Consider the following 25,360-nt stretch of genomic DNA (forward strand, 5'->3'; position numbering starts at 1 on the left):
CGTCACATATTGATGAAGTCGCGCGCAAAGGCTTTTACATGCGCGCCGCCGTCAACGAAAATCGTCTGCCCGGTCACCGCTTCGGCCTGCGCCAGCCAGGCGGCCGCATCGGCGACCTGCGCCGGAGCGGGCAGCCGCCCCAGCGGCATCGCCTGCTCCGCCCGCTCCAGGACCTCGGTGCCGTAATCGGGTGTCGGTAAGGTCAGGCCCGGCGCAACCGCATTGACGCGCACCGCCGGCGCAAGTTCGCGTGCAAGAATATCGGTCATCGCGGACAGCGCCATCTTGGAGAGGGTGTAGCTGAACTGGTCGCCATGTGGATGGGCGATCCGCTGATCGAGGACATTGATGATCGCGCCGGGCGGTTTGCGACGCTGCGCCGCGAACGCCTTGCAGAGGACCGCCGGCGCCGCGCAGTTCACGGCGAAGTGATCGAGCAGCGCATCCATCGTCGTCGTTTCCGGCCGATCCTCGCCGAAGCGCGCGGCGCTGTTGACCAGGAGGTCCGGCGTCTTGCCGAACGCGTCGGCAATTCCCGGCAACAGGTTTTCGACCTGCACGGGATCGGAAAGATCGGCGACGAAACCCTTCCACTGGACCCCGGCCTCGTCGATCGCCTCGAGCAGCCGAAGTTCGGGTTCGGCCCGGCGCGACGCATGCAGCGCGAGCGCATAGCCCTCCGCCGCCAACCGCGCGGCGATGGCCGCACCCAGGCGGCGGCATCCTCCGGTGACGACGGCCAGCTTCACGGGCGGTTCCGCACCATGGTGATGCCGATCTCTTCGCCATTTTCGGAAATCGCCAGCTTTACGATGTCGATTGCGACGCGCAGCACGCGCTTGTCCTGCAGGAACATCGTTTCGGCGATATGATCGGCAACAGCCTCGATCAGCGAGAAATGCCGGTCCTTGGGTAGGCCCTCGGTCATCGCGTGTTTGAGGTCCATATAGTTTTTGGAGGCCGAAAGCGGCGTATCGGGATCGAAGCGATCGGGGGCGGCCATGTCTATGGCAACGGAAATGCGCAGCGGCTGCGGCAGTTTTGTTTCTTCGGAATAGATGCCGGTGAGCACCATGACCTCGACGTTGCGGACGTGGAGCCGCAGCAAATCGCTATCCGGGCCTATGTTTTCGATTTCCATGGGTGATTCGCGCTTTCCTTTTGCCCGCGAAGCGCTAATCGCCGCCGGCTCTTACGTAAATGGCAACACGAACAGGCATGATAGAGCTCCATCCCCATTCGGCGACGACGCCCGACGCGATCGAGGCGCTGCTCGACGCCGCCTTCGGCGCGGACCGGCACGGGCGTACCGCCTATAAGGTGCGTGCCGGGACGGCCCCGCTGGAGGAGCTGTCCTTTGTCGCGCTTGACGACGGCTTTCTTGCGGGATCGCTCCAGAGCTGGCCGGTACAGCTTGCCGCCGAGGATGGGGAAACCCTGCCCCTCGCCATGATCGGCCCCGTCGCCGTCAGCCCGGACCGGCAGAGCCAGGGTGTCGGCCGCCACATGCTGCGCGTCGTTGCCCAGCGGCTCGACCTTGCCGGGCTTTCCGCGATGCTGATCGGCGATGCCGATTATTACGATCCGTTCGGTTTTCTCTCCGGGCCGGCGAGCGGCTGGACATTGCCCGGCCCGGTCGAGCCCCATCGCATATTGCTGCGCGCCATTCCCGGCAGCGCTTGGCCGGCCACCGGCACGCTCGGTCCGGATGCTTTGCGCTCCCGCGAGGGAATGCCTAGTCTGCAGGCATGACCGCACCGCTTGCTTCGCTGAGCCCCCATTCGCTGGCCGAAATCGCCGCGCTGGCCGAAGCGCGCAAACTTCCGCCAGTCGATAGCTGGCATCCGGCGCGCGGGGGGGAAATCGATATCCGCATCGCGCGCGACGGCAGCTGGTATCATGAGGGCGACCGTATCGAGCGCGAGGCGCTGGTCCGGCTGTTCTCGACGATCCTACGGCGGGAATCCGATGGCGGCTACGTGCTCGTTACGCCGGCCGAAAAGCTGGCGATCGAGGTCGAGGACGCGCCCTTCGTCGCGGTCGAGATGAAGAGCGAGGCCGAAGGCGAAGCCCGCACCCTCGCCTTCCGCCTCAACACCGGGGACCTTGTCGTCGCCGGACCCGATCATCCCCTCGCGCTGAAGGAGAGCCGCGAGGGCCCCCTTCCCTATCTCCATGTTCGCGGCGGGCTGGATGCGTTGGTCGGTCGCGCCGTTTATTACGAACTGGCCGATCTCGCGCTCGCCGAAGACAATAGCCCGCTCGGCCTTTGGAGCGACGGCGCCTTTTTCGCGCTCGATCCCGAACAATGACCCTCGCCGAACAATTGCGCGTGTCGCTGGAACGGTCGCGCCACCGCGAGCATGAGACGACCATCTATTATAGCGACATGCGCGACACCGAATTTCCCGCCGAAGAGCCCGGCGTCGATGCCGCCGTCCTGATCCCGGTCATCGCCCGGCCGGAGCCCACTGTGCTCCTCACGCGGCGCAACGCGGATATGTCGAGCCATGCCGGGCAGGTCGCCTTTCCAGGCGGCAAGGTCGATCCCGACGACGACGGCCCGGTCAGCACGGCGCTGCGCGAGGCCGAGGAGGAAATCGGCCTGAAACCCCGGCACGTCGAAATCGTCGGCACCACCGATCTCTACCGCACCGGCACCGGCTTCCACATCACGCCGGTCATCGGCGTCATCCCGCCCGATCTCCCCCTCGCCCCGCACGAAGCGGAAGTCGCCGCGATCTTCGAAGTGCCGTTCGACGTCCTGTTCACCCCGGCCAACTATTCGGAGAAATCGCTCGAATGGCAGGGCCGGATGCGCCACTTCTTCGAAATGTACTGGGAGGAGCAACGCATCTGGGGGGCAACCGCGGCGATAATCGTCAATCTCGCGCAACGGTTCGACCTTGGCCGGCTGGAGCTGGACCGATGAAGCTGCCCCGCGCCGACTGGCAGGGCTGGCCCGGCATGGCGGAACTGCTCACCGTGCTCGGTGCGCGGGACGGCGAGACCCGCTTCGTTGGCGGCGCGGTGCGCGACACGCTGATGCAGCTACCGGTCTACGATGTCGATTTCGCGACGCGGCTGACGCCCGAAGCCGTGATGCTGCGTCTCGAAGACGTAGGTATCAAGGCGGTGCCCACCGGCCTGAAACACGGCACCGTTACTGCGGTGATCGGCGAGGGCCGGCCGATCGAGATCACGACGCTGCGCCGCGACGTCGCCACCGACGGCCGCCACGCGGAGATCGAATACACCAGCGACTGGCAGGAAGACGCCGCCCGGCGGGATTTCACGATCAACGCCCTGTCCGCCGATCCGGTAAGCGGCGAGATAGTCGATTTTTTTGGCGGTCTTGCCGATCTCGAGGCGCGCCGCGTGCGCTTTATCGGCGATCCGCTGGAACGGATTGCCGAGGACCATCTCCGTATCCTGCGCTTTTTCCGCTTTCATGCCCGCTTCGGCCAGGGCGAGCCCGATGCGGAGGGGCTGGAAGCCGCCGTGGCGCGCGCCAACGACCTGATGGCGCTTTCGCGCGAACGGATTGCCGACGAATTGCTCAAAACGCTCGCCCTCCCGGATCCCCGGGCCACGACCCGGCTGATGATCGAACGCGGGATTTTCTCGCCCGTGCTGCCGGAGATCACGCTGGAGGGCTGGGCCGTGTTCGACCGGCTTGTCACGCGCGTGGCTACTCTTGGATACGGCCCCGATGCGGTGCGCCGCCTGGCCGCGCTGCTTCCCGCCGACGCCGACATCGCGCGCGCCGTCGCCGCGCGGCTCAAGCTTTCGCGCGCCCAGCGAACCCGGCTGGCGACCGCCGCCGCGCGTGAGACCGGCGACGCCGAACATCCCCGCGCGCTCGCTTATCGGCTGGGCATGGAAAGCGCCGCCGACCGGTTGCTGATCGGCGATGCAAGCGATGGCGACGTTGCGGCTGCGCTCGAATGCCTCGCCACCGATCCGCCACCGCGCTTTCCGCTGAAGGGCGGCGAACTCATCGAAATGGGGCTGCCCGCCGGACCCATAGTGTCGAACGCGTTGCGCGAAATCGAGAAAAGCTGGATCGCCGAGGGCTTTCCGGACAAAGCGCGCGCGCGCGAGATCGCCCGGGCTCATATCGAGAAAACATATTAGGCGGGCGGGCGGAAATTCCTTGGCGCAGAGAGGCTAGGCGGCGCTGCCCGTCGTTTCTTCGGTCACATGTACCACTTCCACGGGCTCAGCACCTTCGGCCAATGTGGCGGGATCGACGGTCACCGCCTGCTTCCGGCGCTTGATCGCGACAATCCTGATCAGCGCCCACAGGCCCAGGGTCAGGACGCCCAGCGCAATGTCGGTGACGGGACTAAAGGGCCGCGTCAGGATCGACGTCCCCTCTTCCGTCATTATGCCGGCAGCCCGATTGGCTGCATCTTCGCGCGCCAGGAGACGCTCTGCCACATCGGCTTCGCGATGATCCGCATTGAGAAGCTCGCCGCAATGCCGGCATCGTTTCGCGCGTATGGATATGGTTTCGGCGCACATCGGGCATTCGATCTGCGCGGTTTTCCCGTCGACCAGCTCACCGCTGCTCCAGTCGGCCGCAACAGGCGGTTGTGTCGGTAGGGCTTTCAGGATCGTCTCGGCCATTGCATTGTCTCCGTCGGGCGCAACCCGCTGGATGTGCCACCGTCATGACTGGGCCTCTAAGTCTTAACATCTATCCCGATTTCGCCCCTTGGCGGAATATCGGCGGATCAATCGGAAAAGCGATTATCCTGCGGGAAGCCCCTTGGCGGCATTCGGCCCGCCGTGCCTCGATTGCCGAGCCAGTCGTCGAGCTCGGTTTCGGTCCGCGTTCGGCCGGTATCGCCGCCCATCGCCCAGCTGAGGCCTTCTTCAAGCTTGAACGCGCACGCGTCCGAAAGGCCGCCATCCTTGTATTTCTGGAGGGTGATCCCCTGCCCGCGCGCCATTTCGGGAAGCGTTTCGAGTGCAAAGATCAGCAGCTTGCGGTTCTCGCCGATCACCGCGACATGATCCGCGCCTTCCGGCATCGGCCGGACGACGCGAAGCTTTGCCCCCGCCTTCACATTCACGACTTGCCGGCCCTTGCGCGTCTCGGCGACGATCTCGCCGGCCTGCGCTATAAAGCCCTTGCCCGCCGAACTGGCGAACAGGATGCGGCCATCGGGAACGACCGGCAGGAGCCCGGCTATTTCCGCGCCGTCCTCGATATCGACCATCGATCGCACGGGTTCGCCGAAACCGCGCGCGCCGGGCAGCTTGTCGCCGGAGAGCGTGTAGACGCGACCATTATCCGCGGCGAGCAGGATCTTGTCGGTCGTCTGCGCCGGGAAAGCGAAACGTGGGCCGTCGCCTTCCTTATATTTGAGCTTGGCGAGCCCCTCGCCGTCGACATGGCCTTTCATCGCGCGAATCCAGCCGCGCTCCGACATGACGATGGTGATCGGCTCGCGCTCGATCATCGCTTCCAGGGGAATTTCCCTTGCCGGCGCGGCTTCCTCAAGGCTGGTACGGCGGCGGCCGAGATCGGTGTCGGGCCCATAGCGTTTGCCGAGCGCCCCCAGATCCTTCTTCATCCGCGTCTTCTGGCGGTCTTTCGACTTGATCAATTTGTCGAGCTCGTCGCGTTCCTTGAGCAGATCCTCGCGCTCCTGCCGCAGCTCCATCTCTTCCAGCTTGCGCAAATTGCGCAGCCGCATGTTGAGGATCGCCTCGGCCTGACGGTCGTTGAGCTTGAACTCCTCCATCATCACGGCCTTGGGCTCGTCCTCGGTGCGGATGATCTCGATGATCCGGTCGAGGTTGAGATAGGCGATGATATAGCCGTCGAGCAGCTCGACCCGGTCGTCGATCTTGCCCAGCCGATATTCGGAACGCCGCACGAGCACGATGAACTGGTGGTCGAGCCATTCCCTGAGCACGTCCTTCAGGCTCATCACCCGCGGCGTGCGATTGGCGTCGAGGACGTTGAGGTTGAGGCTGACCCGCGTTTCGAGATCGGTGAGCCGGAACAGCGAATCCATCAGTACATCGGGTTCCACCGTGCGGCTGCGCGGTTCGAGAACGATGCGGATTTCCTCATCGCTCTCGTCGCGGACGTCGGCGAGGATCGGCAGCTTCTTGTCGGCGATCAGGTTGGCGATCGCCTCGATCAGCTTGGACTTCGGCACCTGAAACGGGATTTCGGTGATCACCGCTTCCCATGTGCCGCGGCCGAGATCCTCCTGATGCCAGCGCGCGCGGACGCGGAAGCTGCCCTTGCCCGTGCGATAGGCTTCGGCGATGGCGTCGCGCGGATCGACCAATATCCCGCCGGTCGGAAAGTCGGGCCCCTGGACGAACTGCATCAGTTCGCCCTCTTCGGCCTTGGGGTTGTCGATCAGGAAGGTCGCCGCCTCGATGATCTCGGCAACATTGTGGGGCGGAACCGAGGTTGCCATGCCGACGGCGATGCCGCTGGCGCCGTTGGCGAGCAGGTTGGGGAACAGGCCCGGGAAGATTTCGGGTTCCTCGTCCTCGCCATTATAGGTGGGGCGGAAATCGACGGTGCCTTCGTTGAGACCGTCCATCAGGTCGATCGCAGCTTGGGTCAGCCGCGCTTCGGTGTAGCGCATGGCGGCCGCGTTATCGCCATCGACATTGCCGAAATTGCCCTGCCCGTCGACCAGCGGATAACGGAGCGAAAAGGTCTGCGCGAGGCGGACCATCGCGTCGTAAACGCTCTGATCGCCATGCGGGTGATATTTGCCGATGACGTCGCCGACCACGCGCGCGCATTTCTTGTAGCCCTGCGCCGGATCGAGCTTCAGCAGCCGCATCGCCCAGAGCAGGCGGCGATGGACCGGCTTCAACCCGTCGCGAACGTCGGGCAGCGAACGCGCGGTGATCGTCGATAGCGCATAGACGAGATAGCGTTCGGAGATCGCCTCGTCGAAAGGCGCGTCGACGATGCGCGGGTCTTCGGGCTCAAGCGTGTCGGTGGACATGGCTCGCGATTAGCAGCGCGGCGGGAGCAGCGGGAGGGCGATTTCCACAGCTGCGTCGCGTTCAGGCGGCAAAGAGCAGAAAAAGGAGGTGCGCCAGATAGCCGCCGAGCAGGATCGCCCCCGCGAGCCGGCCGAAGCGGCCGCGCCAGGCGGCAATCACGAGAACCGCGAAGGCGCTGGCGAGCAGCACGGGAAACTCGACCGGCAAGAGCTCGGCCGGCACCGAATGGGGCGCGACGATCGCCGTGAAGCCGCCGATGCCGAGAATATTGTAGAGGTTCGATCCGATCACATTGCCGAAGGCAAGCGCGCCATGGCGGCGCCAGGCGGCGACGGCGGCGGTGACGAGCTCGGGCGCCGACGTGCCGAACGCCACGATCGTCAGGCCGATTACGGTCTCGCTGATTCCGGCAACCCGCGCCAGCGCCACCGATCCATGGACGAGCATCCCGCCACCGATAATGAGCAAAGCCAGCCCGGCCAGAACCATCAGGAGGGCGACGGGCCAGGGCGTACGAACCTCGCCATCGAAGTCCTCCAGCTCCTCATGTGCAGCGGCCTTGTCGAGCGCGGCGCTGTTGGTTTCCGGATGGCCCCGTTCCTGGAAATAGGCGAGCAGCAGATAGCCGACGAGCAGCGCCAGCAAGGCGGCGCCCGCCCAGCGCCCCACCGATCCGAATTGCGCCAGCGCATAAAGCAGCGCGGTCGCGCCCAGCGCCATCACGCCATCCCGCCAAACGCCCTTGCCGGCAACCGCGAAGGGGCCGATCAGTGCCGCGACGCCCAATATCGCCAAGGTATTGATGAGATTCGAGCCGACGACATTGCCCCAGGCGATGCCCGGCGCACCGGCGATTGCGGCGCGCACGCTCGTCACCAGTTCGGGCATCGAGGTGCCGAAACCGATGATGACGATACCGACCAGCAGCGGCGATACCCGCGCCCGCGCGGCCAGCTGCACAGCGCCGCGCACAAGCAGTTCTCCGCCGACCACTAGGATCGCAAAGCCGGCGACGAGAACGATCAGGCTGAAGAGCATTCCCGCGCTATGGACGAATATGCCCGCCAGGAAAATGGCGGGAGCGAAGCCCGAGAGCCTTACACTCCGCCGCGATTATCGGTGCGGCCAATCGGCGTCGAACAGGTCGCTCAGATCGAACAATCGCAGCGCATCGCGAACTGCGCGGTCGCCGCGAAAGGCCGCCAAAAAGTGCCGCTGGTTGGCAGGCAGGTCCGCGCAACCGTTACGCGCCCAGCTTTCCGTGACCTGCGCGTTGCGCTCCGCGCCGCCGCCCCATTCGCCGGCAAGATGCCGGCAGATATCGAGCCGCTCGAAATGGAGCGCCAGCGCATAGGGCAGCCGTTCGTCGGGGGTTCCGGCCCGGCGCATATCGGCAAGGAAATAGCCGAGCGGGTGATCGGTCGCGACCCGCATGAAGCCTGTGCTCGCCCACCATGCCGGATATTCCAGCAACGGCCCGCGCGTGCCCGCCAGCGAATAGATCGCGTCCTCTGCCGGGAAGAGGAACACCGTCAGATCCCGCCCGTCATCGGTCCAGCGTCCGCCCGTGCGGCGGGTTTCGGGCTGCGCTTCGCCCATGCGCCAGCGGCTCAAGACCAGGCCGCCCTCTTCGGCTTCCACCACCGTGACGATGCTGTCCCGCGAATATCCCATATAGCGCATGCCCGGATCGAACAGGCAGTCGGTTCGCTCGCCACCGATCGTCACGCTGCTGAGCGCGGGCATATATATAGCACCGGGATCGCCATAGGCGCCGGGCGCAACCATATGCACGCTACCCGCATCGGCGCCGGTTTCGGCATCGGTAAGCGGATAGTGGCGCTGGCTGGCTCCGGCGTCGACCGGGCCGACGCGGAAACGGCGCGCGGCCGTCTCGCCATCTTCGGCAATCGCGACCGATGTCATGCTGTCCTGGGCGAAGCTGTCGAAGGCGATTATGCGAGATTGGCCGGGCGAGACGCAAAGCATCGCGCTTTCGGCAAGGGGTGCGCCATCCACTCCGGCGCCGCTCTGGGTCCAGTGCCAGGCGGCGGGCCCCTCGTCAGCAGTCTGCGCCGCCGCCGGCGCCGCGCCCAAAATGGCCGCCGCCAACAACAAGCCGGCAGCGGGAATGGAAAAATCTCGTCCAGTCGGAAACATCGTTCGGGTCCTCATAAGTTCGGGAGAATCCCAATTCCCCCTGTTAACGCGACCCGTGCTTCACGCACTCCCCATGTTCGCGCGACCGCCGAACGAAAGCCGTTATAGGGCGCGCCGCTGCACGCAGGATGAACAACTCGTCGATAAAAACACTCTTTTCATCGCAATTGAGACAATATAACACTCGCCCTTCCACTGATGGAGGAGTGCCAGATGCGTAGCTTTCTGAAAACGACCACCGCCCTAGCCCTGACCGGGACGGTCCTCGCGTCCTGCGGCGAAGCCGACCGATACGACGAAGCCGACTATGCCGACGCAGCCTATGAGAGCGAAGCGCCCATGGCAGAATCGGCGCCTGAGGAAATGGCGGCGAGCCGAGCAGATGGCGCGCCCGGCATCGCGCCGACCGCCGCCCCCGGAGTCGCTTTCAACTATCGCTACGCCTTCCGCCTGCCCAACAACGAAATCGCGTCCGTGCAGGAACGCCATGCCGCGGCTTGCGAGGAACTGGGGCTGGACCGCTGCCGGATCACCGGCATGCGCTATCGCCTTGTCAATGAGAGCGATGTTTCGGCCAGTCTCGAATTCCGGCTGGATCCGGCCATCGCCCGCGCCTTCGGCCGCGATGCCGGCGCGGTCGTCGCCGAAGCCGAGGGGATGATCGTCGATGCCGAAATTTCCGGGATCGACGAAGGCGCCAATATTGCCCGCGCCGAGCGCGAACGCGCCCGCATCCAGGAGGATATCCGCCAGCTCGAGGCGCGGCTCGCCACACCGGGCCTGTCCGAAGGCGAGCGCGTCCAGCTGACCCAGCAGCTGGAGCGGATGACCCAGTCGCGCCGTTCCAACGAAGACCGGGTCGAGGCCAGCGAGGAATCGCTCGCGACGACGCCGATGGTCTTTCAATACGGGTCGGGCGATATCGTTCCGGGTTTCGACAGCCGGACGCCGATGCGCGACGCCTTCCGCGAGAGCGGCACGCTGTTCTTCGGCTCGATCGCCGTCTTCATCATCGCTTTCGGCCTGTTGCTGCCCTGGGCCTTTGCGGCGTTCATCGTCTGGCTGATCGTCCGCCGGGTCTGGCCGAACCTGTTCAAGCGCGCCGATACCGAAGAGAAATAGGCGATATCGGCGCCGCGGGTCAGCGCGCCCGCGGCGCCGTTTCTTCGAGCAACAAACCTGCCGCAGCGACAATCAGCGCCAGCACGATCGCGATCAGGAACGGTGCCTGAAGGCCCCATGCGTCCGCCGCGAGGCCGGCAAGCGGCGGCGTGAGGACGCCGCCGATCAGTTCGGCAGAGAGCAGGCCGACGGCGACCGCGGTCGTAAAGCTGCCCTCGCTCGCGCTTTCGCCGGGAATGACAGCGATGACGAGGGGTGCACAGCCTACCGTCAGCCAGCCGAGCGCCATCGCGATGGCGAGGAGCGCGGGAGAGCCGGTGATCGTCAGCATCGCGACCGGCGCAAGAACGCAGACCAGCCCGGACAATATCACCATCGGCTTGCGCCCGAACCGGTCGGACAGCGCCGGCACGATGATGCCGCCCGCCAACCCGCCGAAACCGGCGACGCCAAGCACCATGCCCATCTCGGTCGTCGTAAAGCCATTCTCCCGGATCATGGTGACCGGCATGAAGACGTTCTGGATCGTCAGCCAGGCGGTAAAGATTCCTGCGATGAACGCTGAAATCATCACGTTGCGGTTGCGCATCAGCTCGGCAAGGCTCGCGCCGATGGGAGGCGATTGCGGAACGCTATCGGCTTCGGGAACGGGCGTCTCTACCGCCCTTACCGGGTTTCGCACGAACAGCGCGATCAGCAGCGCCGAACATAATCCCGGGATCGCCGAGGCGAAAAAGGCCGTGCGCCAGCCATAGGGCTCGGCGATGGCGACGGCGAGCACGGGCCCGATCACCGCGCCGATCAGGAAAGCCCCGCCGATCTGCATCGCGCCCATGTTGAAGCCGCGCCGGGCCGGGTGGGAGTTGACCGCCATGAAGGCCTGGGTCAGCGGCAGCACCGGCCCTTCCGCCGCGCCGAGCGCCAGCCGCGCGGCGACCAGCATCGCGAACCCCGTCGCGAGACCTGCCGAGGCGGAGAAGAGCGAAAACAGGACGAGCGCCGCGATCAGTATCTGGCGGCGCTTGCCCGTACGGTCGGCAATCGCCGAGAGCAGCAGGCCCGATCCGGAAATGGTGAAGGACATGGCCGAGGCGAGCAGGCCGAGTTGCGCATTGCTGAGCGAGAGTTCGGCGACGATATAGGGCGAGAGAAAATTGACCGCGAGCCGGTCCAGCGCCAGCGCGCCGTTGGCGAAGGCGAGGATCAGCAATATCCCCGTTTCGGCGAGGCGCGATCCGGCGGGCGAGGTTTGCGGATCTGCCGCCGCTGCGCTTTCGGCCATGCTCAAAACGCCCCGTGTCGGCCCTTGCCGCCAGCAAAGGCGGCCGCGCCGGACAGGGTTTCGCCCGAACTCACCGTCTCGCGGCCGAGCCGGGCCTCCAGCCGGATCGCATCCTCTTCCGAAAGCGCCCATTGATCGAGCATCACGGCGCGGTCGTTGCGCAGGCAAAGCTGCGGAAAGGCGGCAATATCCTGTGCGAGGGCAAGCGCGGCTTCGAGCGCCTCCCCTTCCCCGGCCACGCGATTGGCCAGGCCGATGGCCAATGCCTCCTCGGCATCGACTTCCCGGCCGGTGAGAATAAGGTCGGTGGCCCGCGACTGACCGATGAGGCGCGGCAAGCGGATTGCGCCCATATCGACCAGCGGCACGCCGAAACGGCGGCAGAAGACGCCCATCTTCGCGCTGCGTGCCATCACGCGCAGGTCGCACCACAGCGCCAGTTCCATGCCCCCGGCCACGGCATAGCCTTCGATCGCGGCGATTACCGGCTTCGAAAGCCGCATCCGCGCCGGCCCCATCGGGCCGCGCCCGCTATCGCTGATCGGCCGCCTGTCGCCTTCGGAAAGCGCCTTGAGATCGGCGCCTGCGCAAAAATGACCCCCGCTGCCCGTCAGGATCGCGACGTGCAGCGCTGCGTCCGCCTCGAACCGCTGGAACGCGTCGTAGAGCAGCGCGGCGGTCGCGGAATCGACCGCGTTGCGGCGTTCGGGATGCTCGATGCTGACGACCAACACCGCGCCGTGCGTCTCGAACCCAACGGTCATCCGCTCTCTCCTAGGCCTGGTCGTACCAGCCGGCATCCGGCAGGGTGACGCCGTCGCGCTCATTGTCCCAGATGATATGCATGATCCACCAGCGCGCGCCATCCCAGAACAGGTGGATCATGTTCATGCCGCGAAACAGCAACGCGCCATCCTCGGCGGCATCGCGTGCTTCATACTCGCTGAACAGCTGCGCGACATTGCCGAAGCGGAAGCTTCTCCGGCGCGTCTCGATCTCGTGAAATTCCCGGTCCGCCAGCATCGGCGCCGTCGCCTCGATGAAACCTTCGACGTCGAAGGAGAAGGCGATCGGCGATCCATCATCGGCAACGCGCGTCCGCACGAGCCGGGCATCGGGGTGATAGAGCTGGCGTTCTAGATCCCAGTCCTGCCCGCCCGGCGGCCCCGAGATCGCCTTGTAAAGAGCATCGACAATGTCGTCGATCCGGCTGAAATCCATCGGCTTTCCTCCCTTGTCGCGGCCTCCCCTACCGTCGACTCGTGCATGGCGAGGACGTCCGGCCCTTGGCGGCGCACCCGAACACAGCAGCCGCAAGGACAATAGGCAAGCCGCTCTTTCGCTCCCGGCGATTAAGCCGGCGGCGGCAACAGCGCGCCGGCGATGGGGTGGCGCGCCACTTCGTCGCCAATCCAGTCGCGAAAGGCCTTGATCCTGGGGAGGTTGCGTTTGTGCTCCGGGCAGACGAGCCAGATGCTCAGCCGGCTGGCGATCGTGTCGCCGAGCCTGATCAGCCGCCCATCGCGCAATTCCTCCTCCCAGAATACCGGGTCGAGCATCGCGATGCCCTGCCCCGCAATCGCGGCGAGCCCTTCGGCCGTCTGCGAATCGAGCCGTACGCCGACAGGCGGAATCACCGGGTCGGTCACCCCCTGTTCGGCGAACCAGCGGCGCCACCAGCGATCGTCGGGGTTCAGGAGGCGCGAGCCCGCGATCCGTTCCGGCGTGTCGAACGGACCATATTCCTCGATAAAGGCCGGGCTGGCCATCGGCGCATAGAGAACCCGCATCAGGAAGCGTTCGTGCATGCCGGGCGCCCCGCCGAGACCGACCCGAATGGCGACATCGACATCGTCGCGCGCGAAATCGGTCAGCCGGTTGTCGGCGTCGAGCCGCACGGCGAGATCGGGATGCTGGAGCTGGAAACTGCCGATCCGGGTCGCGAGCCAGCGGTTGGCGAAGCTCGTATAGGCGCTGATCCGCAAGGTTGCGGCGTCATCGTCCCTGATCCGCCCAAAAGCATCGTCCAGCGTATCGAAGGCGGCGGTTACCTGACCGGCAAGCTGGCTGCCGGTTTCGGTGAGTACCACCCGGCCCCTTTCGCGTAGGAACAGAGGCAGGCCGAGCGCCTCTTCCAATGCTCTCACCTGATAGCTTACGGCGGCCTGACTCATCCCCAGTTCCTCGGCTGCACTGGTGAAATTTTCGTGGCGAGCGGCGGCTTCGAACACCCGGACGGCGGCAAGGGGCGGCAATCTTCGCATGTCGATTTCATAAGCTCTCCTTATGTATTGTGTCGAGCGTTTAGTTGGCCGTTTGGCATGCGCCGGATTATTTGGGCCTCACACAGCAGCCGGAACGCCGAAGGAGAAGAGGCGATGCGCGACGAATTCGATGCCCGTTTGTGGGCCGATCATCACAGCGTTTTCACCCGCTCCGTTACCGACGCGATCCGGCGGCTGAAAAACAACCATATGTTTAGGAGCACGACCATGACCCAACTGCCCAACATCCGCCTTCAATTTCTGGCTGCACTGGCTGCGCTGAGCGTCAGCGGCCTCACCATTCTCGGCACGATCGGCCCGATCGACACCGCAGCCCCCGTCGACGGGTTTAACGCCGAGACGAGCGCCGACACTCTGCAGGCTGTCTGACCCGAACCCTGTCGCGGCGCACGCATAGCCCCTTCGGAGCCTCCCTCCCGCTCCGGAGGGGCTATTTTTTGGGGGTAGCCGGGGGCGTCAGGCCGTGTTGGCTTTCGCGGATCCGTTATCCGGGGCCGGCCAGGCGACATCCGCATTCTGATCGAACGCCGTGCGTATCGCCCGGGCGAGAACGTCGCGCCCAAAGGGCTTGCGCAACCGCGCTATCACCCCGTTTTCCAGGCGCTCCACGGGCTCGGCGGGATTATCGTAACCGCTGACGAACACGAATTTGAGATCGGGGACCGCCGACAGCGCGTGGCTGGCAAACTCGTTGCCGTTCATTTCCGGCATCACGATATCGGTCAGCACGACGCGGATTTCGGGATGGGAGGCAAGCCTGCGCAGCGCCTCTTCCCCGCCCGAAGCGGCGACGACGCTGTAGCCGAGTTCGCGCAGCATCTCGACGGTCATCGTCCGGACTTCTTCTTCGTCGTCGACGACCAGCACGACTTCCTGCTGCAGCCCGCGAGCGACGGCATCTTCGGCAGGCCCTTCGCCCGCCTCATCGGTATCGCCCGCCTGCGCACCTTGCAGCCGCGGCAGGAAGATGCGGATCGTCGTGCCCTTGCCTTCCTCGGTGTCGATTTCGAGATCGCCGCCCGATTGCCGCGCAAAACCGAACACCTGGCTCAGTCCCAGACCGGTGCCCTTGCCGATAGCCTTGGTCGTGAAGAACGGTTCGAGCGCCTGCTCGCGCACCTCTTCAGTCATGCCGGCGCCGGAATCATACACCGAAATGCAGACGCATTCGGCGAGATCTCCGTTCTGCCCGTTTTCGGCAATCCTGTGCTGCCCGTTCGCGGTACGGATGACGAGCGCGTCGCCGTCCTCCATCGCGTCGCGCGCGTTGATGACGAGGTTGAGCAAGGCATTTTCGAGCTGATTACCATCGACCAGGGTCGGCCACAGATCGTCGGCGAGTTCGGTGCTGAAATTGACCCGCTTGCCGATCGTTCGCTCCAGCATCTCGCTCATCTCGCCGACGAGGGCGTTCACATCGACCTTGCTGGGCGTCAGCGGCTGGCGCCGCGCAAAGGCCAGCAGGCGCTGCGTGAGGTCGGAGGCGCGCAGCGCGCCGATCGTCGCCCGGTGAATGAGTTTCTCCAGCCGTTCGGGATTGCTGACATTAAGCCGCGCCAGCTCGAGATTGCCCATAACAACGGCCAGCATATTATTGAAATCATGCGCAATCCCGCCGGTCAGCTGACCCAGGGATTCCATGCGCTGCATCTGCATGACTTCGGTTTCCGCCTTGGCCCGCGCCGCCACCTCCTCGTGCAGCCGGGTGTTGGCGGCGTTGAGCTCCGCGGTGCGCTGCGACACTTTTTCCTCGATCCGGGCGGCGGCGCGAACCTGTTGATCGAACAGGATGGCCAGCAGCAGTGCGACGAGCGCGCCGCCAAAGCCCACCACCCAGGGGAGAAAGGAGGTCGTGCTCTGCGCGAACGAGGGAAGCGCGACCGCCTCGATCGTCCATTCATGGCCGGCAAGGGTGAGCGTCGTGATCCTCCGGTAGCGCCGGTCCCCGGTCTCCTGGCTGGACCGGAAGAGCAGGTTTTCCGGCGCCACGGGTCCGTCATAGATGCTGACCGCAAGATCGGCGTGCGCATTCTCCGGAAAGACCTCACGGAACATGTCATGCGCGCGGAGCGGACTATAGACCCAGCCATAGGGCGTGCCCGTCCGCGCCGCCGTGTCGTCGCTGTAGAGCGGCGTGTAGATGAGGAAGCCCGGCTGCTTTTCGCTGTCGATTTCCTGGACGAGCTCGACGCGGCCGCTCATGATCGTTTCGCCGGTCCTGGCCGCCCGCATCATCGCCGCTCGCCGCGTTTCCTCGCTCATCATGTCGAAACCGATCGCCTCGGCATTCCGGACATTTTGCGGCTCCAGATACAGGATCGTCGAATAAGCGGCTCTATCGCCGAGCGGCCAGGCTTCGTTCGCGATCGCGCGGTCCGGTTGCCGTTCGGCGGCCAGCGCGCTCAGCGTCTCGCGGTCCGGCGCGGCCGCAGCGAAGCCGACGCCCAGCACGCCGGGATAGTTATGTTCGAGGTCCAGCCAGTCGACAAAGGTTTCGAAATCTTGCGCCGTCACCGAATCCGAGGAATGGAAAAGGCCCGCCGTGCCGCGCAGCAGGGTCATCTGCATGTCGATGCGGTTTTCGACCGAGGTGACGGCCATGTCGGCGGAGTGCGCAAAGCGTTCCTCCAGCCGGTCGTCGGTGAAATTGGCGATCTGAAACGCAATCAGCGCTGATACGATCAGCCCGACGGCGAACACGCCGACAGGAAACGCCCTGTGCAGGCTCAGGTTCATCGAACCCCTCCGAGAAATTGACCTAAATCCTTATATTTTTAGAGTTAATGGTGGGTAAACGAGCTGTAGCCCCGTGGGGCATCGCCCGCCCGCGCACGAGCGCCGGTCGCGATTGCGCAAGACCGCCCGCTCGGCTATAGAATTTTTTTGTCCGCCTCGGCCCGCGCGCAGTTTGCCGCCGCGTCCGGGGCGCACTTCTTTTTTACGGAGACCCCAGCGATGTCCCGCCGCCGCCAGATCTACGAGGGCAAGGCCAAGATCCTCTATGAGGGGCCCGAACCCGGCACGATCATTCAGTATTTCAAGGACGACGCGACAGCCTTCAACGCGCAGAAAAAGGGCACGATCAACGGCAAGGGCGTGCTCAACAACCGGATTTCCGAGCATATCTTCACGCGCCTCAACCATATCGGCGTGCCCAACCACTTCATTCGCCGCCTCAACATGCGCGAGCAACTGGTCCGCCAGGTCGAGATCGTGCCGATCGAGGTGATCGTGCGGAACGTTGCCGCGGGAACGCTGTCCAAGCGGCTCGGCATCGAGGAGGGCACGCCCCTGCCCCGCACGCTGATCGAATATTGCCTGAAAGACGATGCGCTCGGCGACCCGCTGATCGCGGAAGAGCATATCGCCTGTTTCGGTTGGGCCAGCCAGGAAGAAATGAACGAGATCGCCGACATGGCGATCCGGGTGAACGACTTCATGTCCGGGCTGTTTTCGGCGATCAATATCCGCCTGATCGATTTCAAGCTGGAATTCGGCCGGATCTGGGACGGCGATTTCTCCCGCCTGATCCTTGCCGACGAAATCAGCCCCGATGGCTGCCGCCTGTGGGACATGGATTCGAACGAGAAGCTCGACAAGGACCGGTTTCGCCGCGATCTCGGCGGCGAGGTCGAAGCCTATCAGGAAGTCGCGCGGCGGCTCGGCCTGCTTCCCGAAGGCGACGAGAACGAGGTTCTCGACCTCGAACAGCACAGGAAAAAGCGCGGCAAATAGCCGCGCCCGGCGCTGGATAGCGATTTCGAAAGCGGCAGGACGGCCCTAGCGGCCGATCTTGCTGCCGCAAATAATGCCAAAAACGAATGTGGCGAGAAGGGCGAGTTTCACCGTTCCATCGGGATCGTGATACCCGACAAGATCCTGCCCAAAGGCAAACAGGGCAACAAACATCCCCAATGCGAGCGCTGCCATGGCCATCGCCTCCCCAGCTAATCAAATACAGGCCCGGAACCGGGCTCCGGATCGCGAAGAACTAAAGGCGAGGGTTTGAAATCCGGTTAATAAACCGATCAGCATATGCCGCGCGCTTACGCAGGAATGTCGGCAACCATCTGGTTAGGTTTGGTTTTCCAGCAATCCCAGGCCCGGCCGGCCTACCAGTTCGCCGATTCTTTCCAAAACCCGATGCCAAACGGGATCGCCGGAATCTTCGGCGCCGACGCCAAGATATTCGGTGTGGATCAATCGCAATTCGAACGGCAACCGGCATTCGTCGATCTGGACCGAAACCAGCGTTTCCCGGCTGCTGGCGTCCCGCGCTGCCGCACGCACCGCTTCGCAGGCGACCGAATCTTGTGACCAAAGCGCAATGACCGCGGCCGCAGCTGCCGCTTCGCCGTCCCACGCCACTGCGATATCCAGCATCGACAGCGCGGCCGCGAGCGCTTGGGCGCGCGCCCGATCCTCTTGCGCATGAACGATCACCACATCCGTCATCGCTTCGCCCTCCCGTTGGAATTTCCTTCCCCGCCCCCGGCTCGGATCAGTCCCCCGATCCAAGCCCGCTCACCCGTAAAGGAAAAAGACGAATGACGAGCAGGAACAAAGCCAGCGCCGCGAAAAATCCTGTTACCCCCGACAGTCCCGCCTCGGGACCATAGGCGCCGCCGGTCCAAAATACCGGCCCTTGGGGCTCGATGGTGATCAAGGAGCCGTCCGCGGCGTTGCCGCTCATCGCAAAGCCGAAGAGCTTCGACTGGGCAAAATTCCAGGCCGCATGAAAGCCGATCGACAAACCAAGGCTGCCGGTGAGCAAGAAGGGAATGCAGAGGATCACGCCGTTGAGTGTCAATATGGCGAAAGAGGCGACGGACATATGATCGGTGCCGCTATGCGCAGCCGCAAAGATCAGCGAAGACAGGAGCAGCGCGCCTATTGCAGCCGTTCGCGCGCTTGTTTTTTTGGCGAGCGAACCGTCAATATTCGTAAACAGGAACCCCCGAAAAAATGTTTCTTCCCAGACCGCAACCAAGAGCATCTTGATGAAAAACATCAAAAACGCGCTGTCCAATATCGCGGTCGTCAACGATGACACCTCTGCGGCGCCAAGCGCGACGGATGCTCCGAAGATTATGGCTACCGACACTGTGCCAATTACAAGGCCGACGGCGATACCGAACAGGAGCCGTGCGGTCGGAACCAACCCATAGTCGGCAAAAGGCCTACGATCGACATAGCGCGCCCAGACGACCAACATGGCAACCAGGATGACGTTGGCAAAGAGAAATTGCAGAAGGCTGTTCTGGACGAGGAGCAACGGCGCAACGGCCAAGGCCAGTGCCAAAACGAAAAGCGCGATCCGCAATACGACACGCAGCCTGCCGTCGCGCCCCACAAACACGCTATCCATCGCGAAGCCCCCTATTGGACGAACAGCCTATCGCCCCGCCCCTCTTGCCACAAGGCGGCGATGGCATCATAGAGCGCGCGACTCCGGGCCATGCAGGAGAAACCGGCCATGAAAACCCGCGTCCATGTCACCTTGAAGAACGGCGTGCTCGATCCCCAGGGCAAGGCGATCCATCACGCCTTGGAAACGCTTGGCTTTGACGGCGTCAACGACGTTCGCCAGGGCAAGCTGATCGAACTCGATCTCGACGAAAACGTCACCGATGCCGAGATCGAGGATATGTGCCGGAAACTTCTCGCCAACATGGTGATCGAGGATTTCGAGATCGAGAAGGAGGCAGCTTGATGAAAAGCGCGGTCATCGTCTTTCCCGGTTCCAATTGCGACCGCGACATGGCGGTGGCGCTCGAGGCGGCGACCGGCACCAAGCCGCATATGGTGTGGCATCGCGAGACCGAACTGCCCGAAGGGCTTGGCCTGATCGCGCTTCCCGGCGGCTTTTCCTATGGCGACTATCTGCGTTCCGGCGCTATCGGTGCCAATTCACCGGTGATGCGCGAAGTGAAAGCCGCGGCCGAACGCGGCGTCGCGATCCTCGGCGTCTGCAACGGGTTCCAGCTGCTCACCGAAGCCGGGCTGCTTCCCGGCGCGCTGCTGCGCAATGCCGGCATACGCTTCGTCTGCCGCGATGTGCCTTTGACCGTCGCTTCGAGCCAGACGGCCTTCACCAGCCGTTACCAGGCCGACGAAGAAATCTCGATCCCGGTCGCCCATCACGACGGCAATTATTTCGCGGATGACGACACGCTGAACCGGCTCGAAGGCGAAGGCCGCATCGTCTTTCGATACGCCGAAAACGTCAACGGTTCGGCGCGCGATATCGCCGGCATCGTCAACGAAGCGGGCAATGTGCTGGGCATGATGCCGCATCCCGAGCGGATGATCGAACCGGCCCATGGCGGCAAGGACGGGCGGCGGCTTTTCGAAGGGCTTGTCGAAGCGCTCGCTTGACGATGACCGCGACCGCCCTTGCCTGCGACGACTGCCCGGTTCGCGACAAGGCCGTGTGTTCCGCGCTCGATAGCCGGGAAAAACTCCAGCTTGCCGAAATCGGGCGGACCCAGAATTTCGCGGCGGGAGAACCGATCTTCCAGGCCGGCGACGATCGCATGGCCTGTGCCACGCTGATCGAGGGCGTCGCCAAGCTTTCCACGATCGACGAGAACGGCGTCGAGCGCATCGTTGCGCTGCTCCATCCCTCTGGCTTTCTCGGGCGTCTGTTCGCCACCCATCGCGATTTCTTCGCGACCGCGCTGACGCCCTGCCGGCTGTGCCTGTTTCCGCGCGCCGATTTCGAGCGGGTGATGACGGCCAACCCGAAACTGACTCAGAACATCCTCGAACGGACGCTCGATGCGCTGGAAGAAAGCCGCAAGCTGATCGACCTGATCGGAAAGCGCCGGGCCGTGGCGCGCGTCGGCGGCTTCCTGCTGATGATCGAGCAGAGTATGTGCGAACGCCCCGGCGAAGCGGGAAGCGCATTCGAATTGCCGCTGACGCGCGGCGAAATCGCGGACCTTCTCGGCCTGACCATCGAAACGGTCAGCCGTCAGCTCGGGGCGCTCGAAAAGGCCGGCGCGATCTCCCGGCACGGCGGCAAGGGTATCCTGATCCTCGACCGCACGGCGCTATCTGCCGTGGCGAACGCGTAAAAAGGGCGACCCGCGGGCCGCCCTTCCTTGCCTCGAAGCGGTCTCGCTTATTGGGTTGCAGAGACAAAGACCGCGACGAAAGCCGCCCACCCCACAAGCATGGCGGGCACGACAAGAACCTGCGCGGCAGCGGAACGCCCCGTCAGCCGCCCAGAAGCGGTGTCGATCCCTTCGCTGAGAAATTCGCTCCAGCTCTGAAACCGACCCTCGCCCCTGGGCGCGACGCGCGCGAACATGATCGGCACGCCGAAAAAGGCGGCGAGAAACACAAAAAAGATCGCGAACGGCATGACCAATCCCTCGCTCATCGTCACGCTGCCTAGAAGAGCCAGGAACGCGACATAGGCGCCGCCGGTCGCCACGAAGAGCGCGGGATGGAGCTCCCAGGGGCGCTCTGCATGGTTCGAACGGAATTGCGGGGCGACCTTCGCGCCCTGGGCTTCGATTTCGGCGAGGCTTTTATGTACGGCCATCGGACTTCTCCTTGCTTGTGTGGAGAAGACCCTGCCGGGGTAGCGCCGGCGATGCTTTGACGAATGTCAAAAGCGGGAAAAGTCCGGTCAGATATCCGCGCGGAACGGCGTGAAGCCCGTATGTTCGTCGTAAACGTCAAGGCCCTCGCGACGTTTCAGCCAGCCGACCACGACATAGGTGACCGGTGTCAGCAGTGCCTCCCAGGCGACCTTGAGCAGCCAGTTGGTGATCATCACGGTGATGACGAGACTGGTGTCCCACACCCCCCAGAAAGCGAGCGGATAGAAAATCAGGCTGTCGATCGCCTGGCCGAAGATCGTCGAACCGATGGTGCGGCTCCATAGATGCTTGCCCTGCGTCCAGACCTTCATCCGCGCCATGACATAGGAATTGACGAACTCGCCGGCCCAGAAGGCGATGATCGAGGCGAACACGATGCGCGGGACCTGGCCGAACACCTGTTCATAGGCCGCCTGCCCCGTCCAGCTTTCGTCCGGCGGCAGCGCGACGACCACGGTCGCCATCAGCGCCATGAACAGCATCGCAACGAATCCGGCCCAGATGCAGCGCCGCGCCCGGGCATAGCCATAGACTTCGGTCAGCACGTCGCCGAGCACATAAGAGAGGGGGAAGAACAATATGCCCGCCCCGAAGGCATAGGCGCCGACCAAGGGCAGTTCGAGATTGGCGACCTTGCCGGCGCCGATGACGTTGGAAAGCAGGAGGATGACGACGAACGCCGCCATCACGAAATCGAAATAGCGCATCCGCCGGCCGCCCAGCGCCGATGCGTCGATCCGTTCGATTGCCCCGCTCATTCGTCCTTCCTGCCTTATCAAGCGCTTGCAATCCAGCCGATTTTGGCGTGAAAGCCCCGCCATGTATTCGATTTTCACCTCGATGAAGGTGTTCAGCGACCCCTGGGTCGGCCATCCCGGTCTCAACCGGCTCGGCATGCACAACAAGCGGGTTAAGGCCGCGCAGGCGATCTCGCGCTTTCGCCGCGCGCAGACCGTACGGCCGCGCACGGCCGAGGAGCGGCATCTCGACGAGCAGGGCTTCGTCGCGATTCACGATTTCCTGCCCGCCGACAGGTTTGCGGCCCTTCGCGACGAGGCCCATGCGGCCGTGGAAGGGGCGGCATCGGAGACTCCCCTGCCCGCCGGCCCCGAGGTCTGGGGGTTCGGCGACAGCGACCGCCACGGCTGGGGTTTCGACCGGTTCGACGGATCGACCCTCAACCGTTTCATCCGGCCCGGTCCGCAGGCCGCCGCCTTTGCGCGCAACCCGCGTTTCCGCCGTCTCGCCCGCATCGTGACCGGCAAGGCGATGCCGGTACGGCGCAACTGGCTCTATCAGACGGTCAATGGCGACGAAGAGGAAATCCACGACATCCAGCGCGAATTTCATCGCGACACTTTTTTCAACGCGATGAAATACTGGTATTTCATCGATCCGGTGGACGCCGATGACGGCCCCTTCGTCTATGTGCCCGGCAGCCACCTGCTGACGCCCGAACGGCTCGCCTGGGAACAGAAGAAGGCGAATGCGGCCGTCCATGCGCGGATGAAGGGCGATCGCGGCGGCATGACCGGATCCTTCCGGATCGAGGAACGCGAGCTGGCGCGGCTCGGCCTGCCCGAACCCTCGGCCTATCCGGTGCCTGCCAATACGCTGATCGTCGCCAATGTTTTCGGCTTTCACCGCCGCGGCGACGCGGTGCCCGGAACCCGCCGCCTGTCGCTTTACGGCAACCACCGCCCGCAGCCTTTCATTCCCTTCGGCAGCTAGCTAGAGCAAACCGCACGCGCCCGTAGCTCAGCTGGATAGAGCACGAGACTTCTAATCTTGAGGCCGCAGGTTCGACTCCTGCCGGGCGCACCATCAATTCCGGGGAATCCGGCCCCCGGCGACGCCGAGCATGGAAGGGCGAAATTCATGGCCAGGCTGGCGGTGCGCAACGCCGATACCATCCGTGTCGACGCCTTCGATACCGAACCGGGTTCGGGCGGCCCGATCGCGCTGCCGGAACTGGGGCCCGGCTGGTGCTGGATCGGCATCGCCGGCTGCCCGCCCCGCTCGGTAAGGCTTTCGCTGGAAGACCAGGCGGTCTCGCTGGCGCTCGATCATGCCAAGGATCGGCCGAGCTGCCTCGCAGCGGCGGAAGAGCCCTTTCGCCCCACGCTCGATTTCACCGCGCTCGACACCGCGACCGACACCATCGAATGTTGCGTGGCGACGCTGCCCGAAATCCTTGCCCATCTGCTCGATGCGGCGGGCGACAGCCTCGATATGGGGCTCGCAATCTCCGATCTTCTCGAACGGGCGATCGCGGGCCTGGCCTTCGATTTTGCGGTGCTGGACGCGTTCGCGCCGGCGGTCGGTTTCGATATCCTGCGCGGGTGCATTCTCGTGACCCGCCATCTCAGCAAATTCTCTGCGGAGGTCGCGCTGATCGAGCAGGCGACGACGATCAACCCGTCCGCCAGTCTCACCTGGCTGCTGTCGCTCGCCCGGGCCAACGCGCAGGATTATGACGGCGCAAGAATTGCCGCCCGCGCCGCGATTGCTGCCGACCCGGCGATCGCCGGCAAAAAGGTCGACCGGCATCTTGCCGAACTCGATGCGCATGGCCGCGTGATGGAGGAACTGCATAGCGGCGAAACGAAGCGGCGCAGCCGGGGCTCGGCCCGGATCGCTTATTGCGCGCATAATGCGCTGCCCTATGAGGCCAAGGGCTATGCGATGCGCAGCCACGGACTGGCGAAAGCGCTCGTCAATGCGGGGCGCGACATCATCGTCATCGCCCGCCCCGGATTTCCCAGCGACGGCGCGCAGCAACTCTCTCCATCGGGGCTGGAAATCGTCGACGGGCTGCCCTATCTTTTCGAAAACGGGTTCGGCCGGCACGGGCGCGCCTATGGCTATATCGCCGAGGCCGCCGACTATTTCGAACGCGTCTTTGCCGCGCGCGAAATCGGCATCGTCCAGGCCGCCAGCAATTTCTGGACGGGATTGCCCGCCGGGATCGCAGCGCGGCGGCTGGGCCTGCCCTTTATCTACGAAGTGCGCAGCTTCTGGGACATCACCCGGGAGGCGCGCGAACCGGGCTTTCGCGAGACGCCGCAGGCGCGGCGCGACAACGCGCTGGAGGCCGAAACCCTGGCGCTTGCGGACCGGGTCCTGACGTTGAACGGCGCGATGCGCGACCAGATCGTCGACATGGGAGTGCCCGCGGACCGCGTCGCGATCGTGGCCAATAGCGTCGATCCCGCCGCATTCGCCCCGGCCCCGCGCCCGGATACGCTGGCAAGGCGCTACGGCATCGGCATGGCGGATATCGTCATCGGCTATGCGGGCGCGATACTCGCCTATGAGGGGCTCGACCTGCTGATCGAGGCCGCCCGCCCCCTGCTTGCCGAGCGGGACGATGTGAAGCTGCTGATCGTCGGCGCCCAGCCCTCGCTGCAGGAGGACCCCGCCAGTATCGAAGCGCGGCTGGCCCGCCAGATCGAAGCGGCGGGCCTCGAAGGCCGCGCTATCCTGGCAGGCCGGGCGCAGCCGGATGAAATGGCCGCCCATTACGCGCTGTTCGATATCTGCGCCTATCCGCGCCGGGCGCTGGAAGTGTGCGAGCTGGTCTCCCCGCTCAAGCCGCTGGAAGCGCTGGCGGCCGGCAAGGCGGTCGTACTGTCCGGTGTCGGCGGCATGCGCGACATGGTCGCCGACGGCGAAACCGGGCTCGTCCACCCGCCCGGCGACGTGCCCGCATTGCGCGCAGCCCTCACGCGGCTTGCGGAAGATCCGGCGCTCCGCGCGCAATTGGGCGAGGCGGCGCGGGCCTATGTCGCCGATCGACGCTCATGGCAGGCGGCCGCGCAAGGACTGCAACAGCTTTATGATGAACTCGCTTAAACCCTCTATACTATTCAGATAGTCAAACTTTTCTGTTAGGCGGCCAG

The 25,360-nt window shown here is 64.6% G+C and carries 28 protein-coding genes and 1 tRNA gene; 13 read left to right on the plus strand and 16 right to left on the minus strand.

Features of this window, described 5'->3' with window-relative positions; genetic code table 11:
- Positions 1-2: 2 nt before the first annotated feature.
- Positions 3-749 carry an SDR family oxidoreductase gene (locus H6P80_RS12505; RefSeq protein WP_185801694.1) on the minus strand — a complete coding sequence of 249 codons (747 nt, stop codon included), beginning with the start codon at positions 747-749 and terminating at the stop codon, positions 3-5.
- Entirely contained in the window at positions 746-1,141 is a 396-nt protein-coding gene (locus H6P80_RS12510) for a dihydroneopterin aldolase (protein ID WP_185801695.1), read from the minus strand. Before H6P80_RS12510 ends, H6P80_RS12505 begins: the two co-directional genes overlap by 4 nt.
- A 59-nt stretch (positions 1,142-1,200) precedes the next feature.
- On the opposite strand from H6P80_RS12510, the gene H6P80_RS12515 reads away from it, so the two are divergent.
- The 4 genes from H6P80_RS12515 to H6P80_RS12530 are packed head-to-tail and all read left to right on the plus strand — an operon-like array spanning position 1,201 to position 4,137.
- Positions 1,201-1,752, plus strand: coding sequence for a GNAT family N-acetyltransferase (locus tag H6P80_RS12515; protein WP_235973880.1), 552 nt, complete (start codon positions 1,201-1,203; stop codon positions 1,750-1,752).
- Positions 1,749-2,312: a DUF1285 domain-containing protein gene (locus tag H6P80_RS12520; protein ID WP_185801696.1), complete on the plus strand. Its 564-nt coding sequence runs from the start codon at positions 1,749-1,751 to the stop codon at positions 2,310-2,312. Before H6P80_RS12515 ends, H6P80_RS12520 begins: the two co-directional genes overlap by 4 nt.
- Positions 2,309-2,932: a CoA pyrophosphatase gene (locus tag H6P80_RS12525; protein WP_185801697.1), complete on the plus strand. Its 624-nt coding sequence runs from the start codon at positions 2,309-2,311 to the stop codon at positions 2,930-2,932. The genes H6P80_RS12520 and H6P80_RS12525 overlap by 4 nt, the downstream gene beginning before the upstream one ends.
- Entirely contained in the window at positions 2,929-4,137 is a 1,209-nt protein-coding gene (locus H6P80_RS12530; protein ID WP_185801698.1) for a CCA tRNA nucleotidyltransferase, read from the plus strand. The genes H6P80_RS12525 and H6P80_RS12530 overlap by 4 nt, the downstream gene beginning before the upstream one ends.
- Before the next feature lie 33 nt (positions 4,138-4,170).
- On the opposite strand, the gene H6P80_RS12535 is transcribed toward H6P80_RS12530, so the two are convergent.
- The 4 genes from H6P80_RS12535 to H6P80_RS12550 form a co-directional block, all read right to left on the minus strand.
- A complete protein-coding gene (locus tag H6P80_RS12535) occupies positions 4,171-4,632 on the minus strand; it encodes a hypothetical protein (RefSeq protein ID WP_185801699.1) in 462 nt (153 codons plus the stop codon).
- 107 nt (positions 4,633-4,739) lie between these two features.
- Positions 4,740-6,995 carry a DNA topoisomerase IV subunit A gene (gene parC / locus H6P80_RS12540; protein ID WP_185801700.1) on the minus strand — a complete coding sequence of 752 codons (2,256 nt, stop codon included), beginning with the start codon at positions 6,993-6,995 and terminating at the stop codon, positions 4,740-4,742.
- Between the two features lie 61 nt (positions 6,996-7,056).
- Positions 7,057-8,034, minus strand: a complete 978-nt coding sequence (locus H6P80_RS12545) for a calcium/sodium antiporter (protein WP_185801701.1) — start codon at positions 8,032-8,034, stop codon at positions 7,057-7,059.
- Between the two features lie 75 nt (positions 8,035-8,109).
- Positions 8,110-9,015, minus strand: a complete 906-nt coding sequence (locus H6P80_RS12550) for a hypothetical protein (protein WP_185801702.1) — start codon at positions 9,013-9,015, stop codon at positions 8,110-8,112.
- Between the two features lie 354 nt (positions 9,016-9,369).
- On the opposite strand from H6P80_RS12550, the gene H6P80_RS12555 reads away from it, so the two are divergent.
- Entirely contained in the window at positions 9,370-10,278 is a 909-nt protein-coding gene (locus H6P80_RS12555; RefSeq protein ID WP_185801703.1) for a DUF4349 domain-containing protein, read from the plus strand.
- Positions 10,279-10,297: 19 nt separating this feature from the next.
- Here the strand turns inward: H6P80_RS12555 and H6P80_RS12560 are convergent, their stop codons facing one another.
- From H6P80_RS12560 to H6P80_RS12575, 4 genes are all read right to left on the minus strand, one after another.
- A complete protein-coding gene (locus H6P80_RS12560; RefSeq protein ID WP_185801704.1) occupies positions 10,298-11,560 on the minus strand; it encodes an MFS transporter in 1,263 nt (420 codons plus the stop codon).
- Between the two features lie 2 nt (positions 11,561-11,562).
- A complete protein-coding gene (locus tag H6P80_RS12565; RefSeq protein ID WP_185801705.1) occupies positions 11,563-12,324 on the minus strand; it encodes a crotonase/enoyl-CoA hydratase family protein in 762 nt (253 codons plus the stop codon).
- Positions 12,325-12,334: 10 nt separating this feature from the next.
- A complete protein-coding gene (locus tag H6P80_RS12570; protein ID WP_185801706.1) occupies positions 12,335-12,781 on the minus strand; it encodes a hypothetical protein in 447 nt (148 codons plus the stop codon).
- Between the two features lie 131 nt (positions 12,782-12,912).
- A complete protein-coding gene (locus H6P80_RS12575) occupies positions 12,913-13,824 on the minus strand; it encodes a LysR substrate-binding domain-containing protein (protein ID WP_185801707.1) in 912 nt (303 codons plus the stop codon).
- Positions 13,825-13,938: 114 nt separating this feature from the next.
- On the opposite strand from H6P80_RS12575, the gene H6P80_RS12580 reads away from it, so the two are divergent.
- Positions 13,939-14,214, plus strand: coding sequence for a hypothetical protein (locus H6P80_RS12580; protein WP_185801708.1), 276 nt, complete (start codon positions 13,939-13,941; stop codon positions 14,212-14,214).
- An 87-nt stretch (positions 14,215-14,301) separates the two neighbouring features.
- Here the strand turns inward: H6P80_RS12580 and H6P80_RS12585 are convergent, their stop codons facing one another.
- Positions 14,302-16,581 (minus strand): CHASE domain-containing protein, encoded by a 2,280-nt coding sequence (locus H6P80_RS12585; RefSeq protein ID WP_185801709.1) that lies wholly within the window; start codon positions 16,579-16,581, stop codon positions 14,302-14,304.
- A gap of 219 nt (positions 16,582-16,800) precedes the next feature.
- Here H6P80_RS12585 and purC point away from each other — a divergent pair, with 219 nt between their 5' ends.
- On the plus strand, positions 16,801-17,580 hold the full coding sequence (gene purC, locus H6P80_RS12590; protein ID WP_185801710.1) for a phosphoribosylaminoimidazolesuccinocarboxamide synthase: 780 nt from the start codon (positions 16,801-16,803) through the stop codon (positions 17,578-17,580).
- A 45-nt stretch (positions 17,581-17,625) separates the two neighbouring features.
- On the opposite strand, the gene H6P80_RS12595 is transcribed toward purC, so the two are convergent.
- From H6P80_RS12595 to H6P80_RS12605, 3 genes are all read right to left on the minus strand, one after another.
- The gene (locus tag H6P80_RS12595; RefSeq protein WP_185801711.1) at positions 17,626-17,775 is read right to left on the minus strand and encodes a hypothetical protein; all 150 of its coding nucleotides are present in this window, start codon (positions 17,773-17,775) and stop codon (positions 17,626-17,628) included.
- Between the two features lie 144 nt (positions 17,776-17,919).
- Complete coding sequence (locus H6P80_RS12600) at positions 17,920-18,300, minus strand: hypothetical protein (RefSeq protein WP_185801712.1); 381 nt, start codon at positions 18,298-18,300, stop codon at positions 17,920-17,922.
- Positions 18,301-18,346: 46 nt separating this feature from the next.
- Complete coding sequence (locus H6P80_RS12605) at positions 18,347-19,213, minus strand: CPBP family intramembrane glutamic endopeptidase (RefSeq protein WP_185801713.1); 867 nt, start codon at positions 19,211-19,213, stop codon at positions 18,347-18,349.
- 108 nt (positions 19,214-19,321) lie between these two features.
- Between H6P80_RS12605 and purS the strand changes: the two genes are divergently transcribed.
- From purS to H6P80_RS12620, 3 genes are read left to right on the plus strand one after another with little or no spacing between them, the layout of a single operon-like run.
- Positions 19,322-19,558 (plus strand): phosphoribosylformylglycinamidine synthase subunit PurS, encoded by a 237-nt coding sequence (gene purS, locus H6P80_RS12610; protein WP_185801714.1) that lies wholly within the window; start codon positions 19,322-19,324, stop codon positions 19,556-19,558.
- Entirely contained in the window at positions 19,558-20,223 is a 666-nt protein-coding gene (gene purQ / locus H6P80_RS12615; RefSeq protein ID WP_185801715.1) for a phosphoribosylformylglycinamidine synthase subunit PurQ, read from the plus strand. The genes purS and purQ overlap by 1 nt, the downstream gene beginning before the upstream one ends.
- 2 nt (positions 20,224-20,225) lie before the next feature.
- Positions 20,226-20,924 carry a Crp/Fnr family transcriptional regulator gene (locus H6P80_RS12620; RefSeq protein WP_185801716.1) on the plus strand — a complete coding sequence of 233 codons (699 nt, stop codon included), beginning with the start codon at positions 20,226-20,228 and terminating at the stop codon, positions 20,922-20,924.
- Positions 20,925-20,971: 47 nt separating this feature from the next.
- Here the strand turns inward: H6P80_RS12620 and H6P80_RS12625 are convergent, their stop codons facing one another.
- Both H6P80_RS12625 and H6P80_RS12630 read right to left on the minus strand, forming a co-directional pair.
- The gene (locus H6P80_RS12625) at positions 20,972-21,397 is read right to left on the minus strand and encodes a hypothetical protein (RefSeq protein ID WP_185801717.1); all 426 of its coding nucleotides are present in this window, start codon (positions 21,395-21,397) and stop codon (positions 20,972-20,974) included.
- Positions 21,398-21,484: 87 nt separating this feature from the next.
- Entirely contained in the window at positions 21,485-22,216 is a 732-nt protein-coding gene (locus tag H6P80_RS12630; RefSeq protein ID WP_185801718.1) for a queuosine precursor transporter, read from the minus strand.
- A 61-nt stretch (positions 22,217-22,277) separates the two neighbouring features.
- Here H6P80_RS12630 and H6P80_RS12635 point away from each other — a divergent pair, with 61 nt between their 5' ends.
- The 3 genes from H6P80_RS12635 to H6P80_RS12645 all read left to right on the plus strand — a co-directional run bounded on the left by H6P80_RS12635 (position 22,278) and on the right by H6P80_RS12645 (position 25,313).
- Positions 22,278-23,189 carry a phytanoyl-CoA dioxygenase family protein gene (locus H6P80_RS12635; protein WP_185801719.1) on the plus strand — a complete coding sequence of 304 codons (912 nt, stop codon included), beginning with the start codon at positions 22,278-22,280 and terminating at the stop codon, positions 23,187-23,189.
- A 16-nt stretch (positions 23,190-23,205) separates the two neighbouring features.
- Positions 23,206-23,282 (plus strand) — tRNA-Arg (locus H6P80_RS12640).
- A gap of 54 nt (positions 23,283-23,336) precedes the next feature.
- Positions 23,337-25,313 (plus strand): glycosyltransferase family 4 protein, encoded by a 1,977-nt coding sequence (locus H6P80_RS12645; protein WP_185801720.1) that lies wholly within the window; start codon positions 23,337-23,339, stop codon positions 25,311-25,313.
- Positions 25,314-25,360: the final 47 nt, after the last annotated feature.

The organism is Parasphingopyxis marina (assembly GCF_014237875.1).
Classification (GTDB): domain Bacteria; phylum Pseudomonadota; class Alphaproteobacteria; order Sphingomonadales; family Sphingomonadaceae; genus Parasphingopyxis; species Parasphingopyxis marina.

What these genes read in the sequence shown, in the direction of transcription:
- H6P80_RS12510 (WP_185801695.1), bottom strand. Translation starts at nt 1,141, where the DNA reads ATGGAAATCGAAAACATAGGCCCGGATAGCGATTTGCTGCGGCTCCAC.
- H6P80_RS12515 (WP_235973880.1), top strand. Translation starts at nt 1,201, where the DNA reads ATGGCAACACGAACAGGCATGATAGAGCTCCATCCCCATTCGGCGACG.
- H6P80_RS12520 (WP_185801696.1), top strand. Translation starts at nt 1,749, where the DNA reads ATGACCGCACCGCTTGCTTCGCTGAGCCCCCATTCGCTGGCCGAAATC.
- H6P80_RS12525 (WP_185801697.1), top strand. Translation starts at nt 2,309, where the DNA reads ATGACCCTCGCCGAACAATTGCGCGTGTCGCTGGAACGGTCGCGCCAC.
- H6P80_RS12530 (WP_185801698.1), top strand. Translation starts at nt 2,929, where the DNA reads ATGAAGCTGCCCCGCGCCGACTGGCAGGGCTGGCCCGGCATGGCGGAA.
- H6P80_RS12535 (WP_185801699.1), bottom strand. Translation starts at nt 4,632, where the DNA reads ATGGCCGAGACGATCCTGAAAGCCCTACCGACACAACCGCCTGTTGCG.
- parC (WP_185801700.1), bottom strand. Translation starts at nt 6,995, where the DNA reads ATGTCCACCGACACGCTTGAGCCCGAAGACCCGCGCATCGTCGACGCG.
- H6P80_RS12545 (WP_185801701.1), bottom strand. Translation starts at nt 8,034, where the DNA reads ATGCTCTTCAGCCTGATCGTTCTCGTCGCCGGCTTTGCGATCCTAGTG.
- H6P80_RS12555 (WP_185801703.1), top strand. Translation starts at nt 9,370, where the DNA reads ATGCGTAGCTTTCTGAAAACGACCACCGCCCTAGCCCTGACCGGGACG.
- H6P80_RS12560 (WP_185801704.1), bottom strand. Translation starts at nt 11,560, where the DNA reads ATGGCCGAAAGCGCAGCGGCGGCAGATCCGCAAACCTCGCCCGCCGGA.
- H6P80_RS12565 (WP_185801705.1), bottom strand. Translation starts at nt 12,324, where the DNA reads ATGACCGTTGGGTTCGAGACGCACGGCGCGGTGTTGGTCGTCAGCATC.
- H6P80_RS12570 (WP_185801706.1), bottom strand. Translation starts at nt 12,781, where the DNA reads ATGGATTTCAGCCGGATCGACGACATTGTCGATGCTCTTTACAAGGCG.
- H6P80_RS12575 (WP_185801707.1), bottom strand. Translation starts at nt 13,824, where the DNA reads ATGCGAAGATTGCCGCCCCTTGCCGCCGTCCGGGTGTTCGAAGCCGCC.
- H6P80_RS12580 (WP_185801708.1), top strand. Translation starts at nt 13,939, where the DNA reads ATGCGCGACGAATTCGATGCCCGTTTGTGGGCCGATCATCACAGCGTT.
- H6P80_RS12585 (WP_185801709.1), bottom strand. Translation starts at nt 16,581, where the DNA reads ATGAACCTGAGCCTGCACAGGGCGTTTCCTGTCGGCGTGTTCGCCGTC.
- purC (WP_185801710.1), top strand. Translation starts at nt 16,801, where the DNA reads ATGTCCCGCCGCCGCCAGATCTACGAGGGCAAGGCCAAGATCCTCTAT.
- H6P80_RS12595 (WP_185801711.1), bottom strand. Translation starts at nt 17,775, where the DNA reads ATGGCAGCGCTCGCATTGGGGATGTTTGTTGCCCTGTTTGCCTTTGGG.
- H6P80_RS12600 (WP_185801712.1), bottom strand. Translation starts at nt 18,300, where the DNA reads ATGACGGATGTGGTGATCGTTCATGCGCAAGAGGATCGGGCGCGCGCC.
- H6P80_RS12605 (WP_185801713.1), bottom strand. Translation starts at nt 19,213, where the DNA reads ATGGATAGCGTGTTTGTGGGGCGCGACGGCAGGCTGCGTGTCGTATTG.
- purS (WP_185801714.1), top strand. Translation starts at nt 19,322, where the DNA reads ATGAAAACCCGCGTCCATGTCACCTTGAAGAACGGCGTGCTCGATCCC.
- purQ (WP_185801715.1), top strand. Translation starts at nt 19,558, where the DNA reads ATGAAAAGCGCGGTCATCGTCTTTCCCGGTTCCAATTGCGACCGCGAC.
- H6P80_RS12620 (WP_185801716.1), top strand. Translation starts at nt 20,226, where the DNA reads ATGACCGCGACCGCCCTTGCCTGCGACGACTGCCCGGTTCGCGACAAG.
- H6P80_RS12625 (WP_185801717.1), bottom strand. Translation starts at nt 21,397, where the DNA reads ATGGCCGTACATAAAAGCCTCGCCGAAATCGAAGCCCAGGGCGCGAAG.
- H6P80_RS12630 (WP_185801718.1), bottom strand. Translation starts at nt 22,216, where the DNA reads ATGAGCGGGGCAATCGAACGGATCGACGCATCGGCGCTGGGCGGCCGG.
- H6P80_RS12635 (WP_185801719.1), top strand. Translation starts at nt 22,278, where the DNA reads ATGTATTCGATTTTCACCTCGATGAAGGTGTTCAGCGACCCCTGGGTC.
- H6P80_RS12645 (WP_185801720.1), top strand. Translation starts at nt 23,337, where the DNA reads ATGGCCAGGCTGGCGGTGCGCAACGCCGATACCATCCGTGTCGACGCC.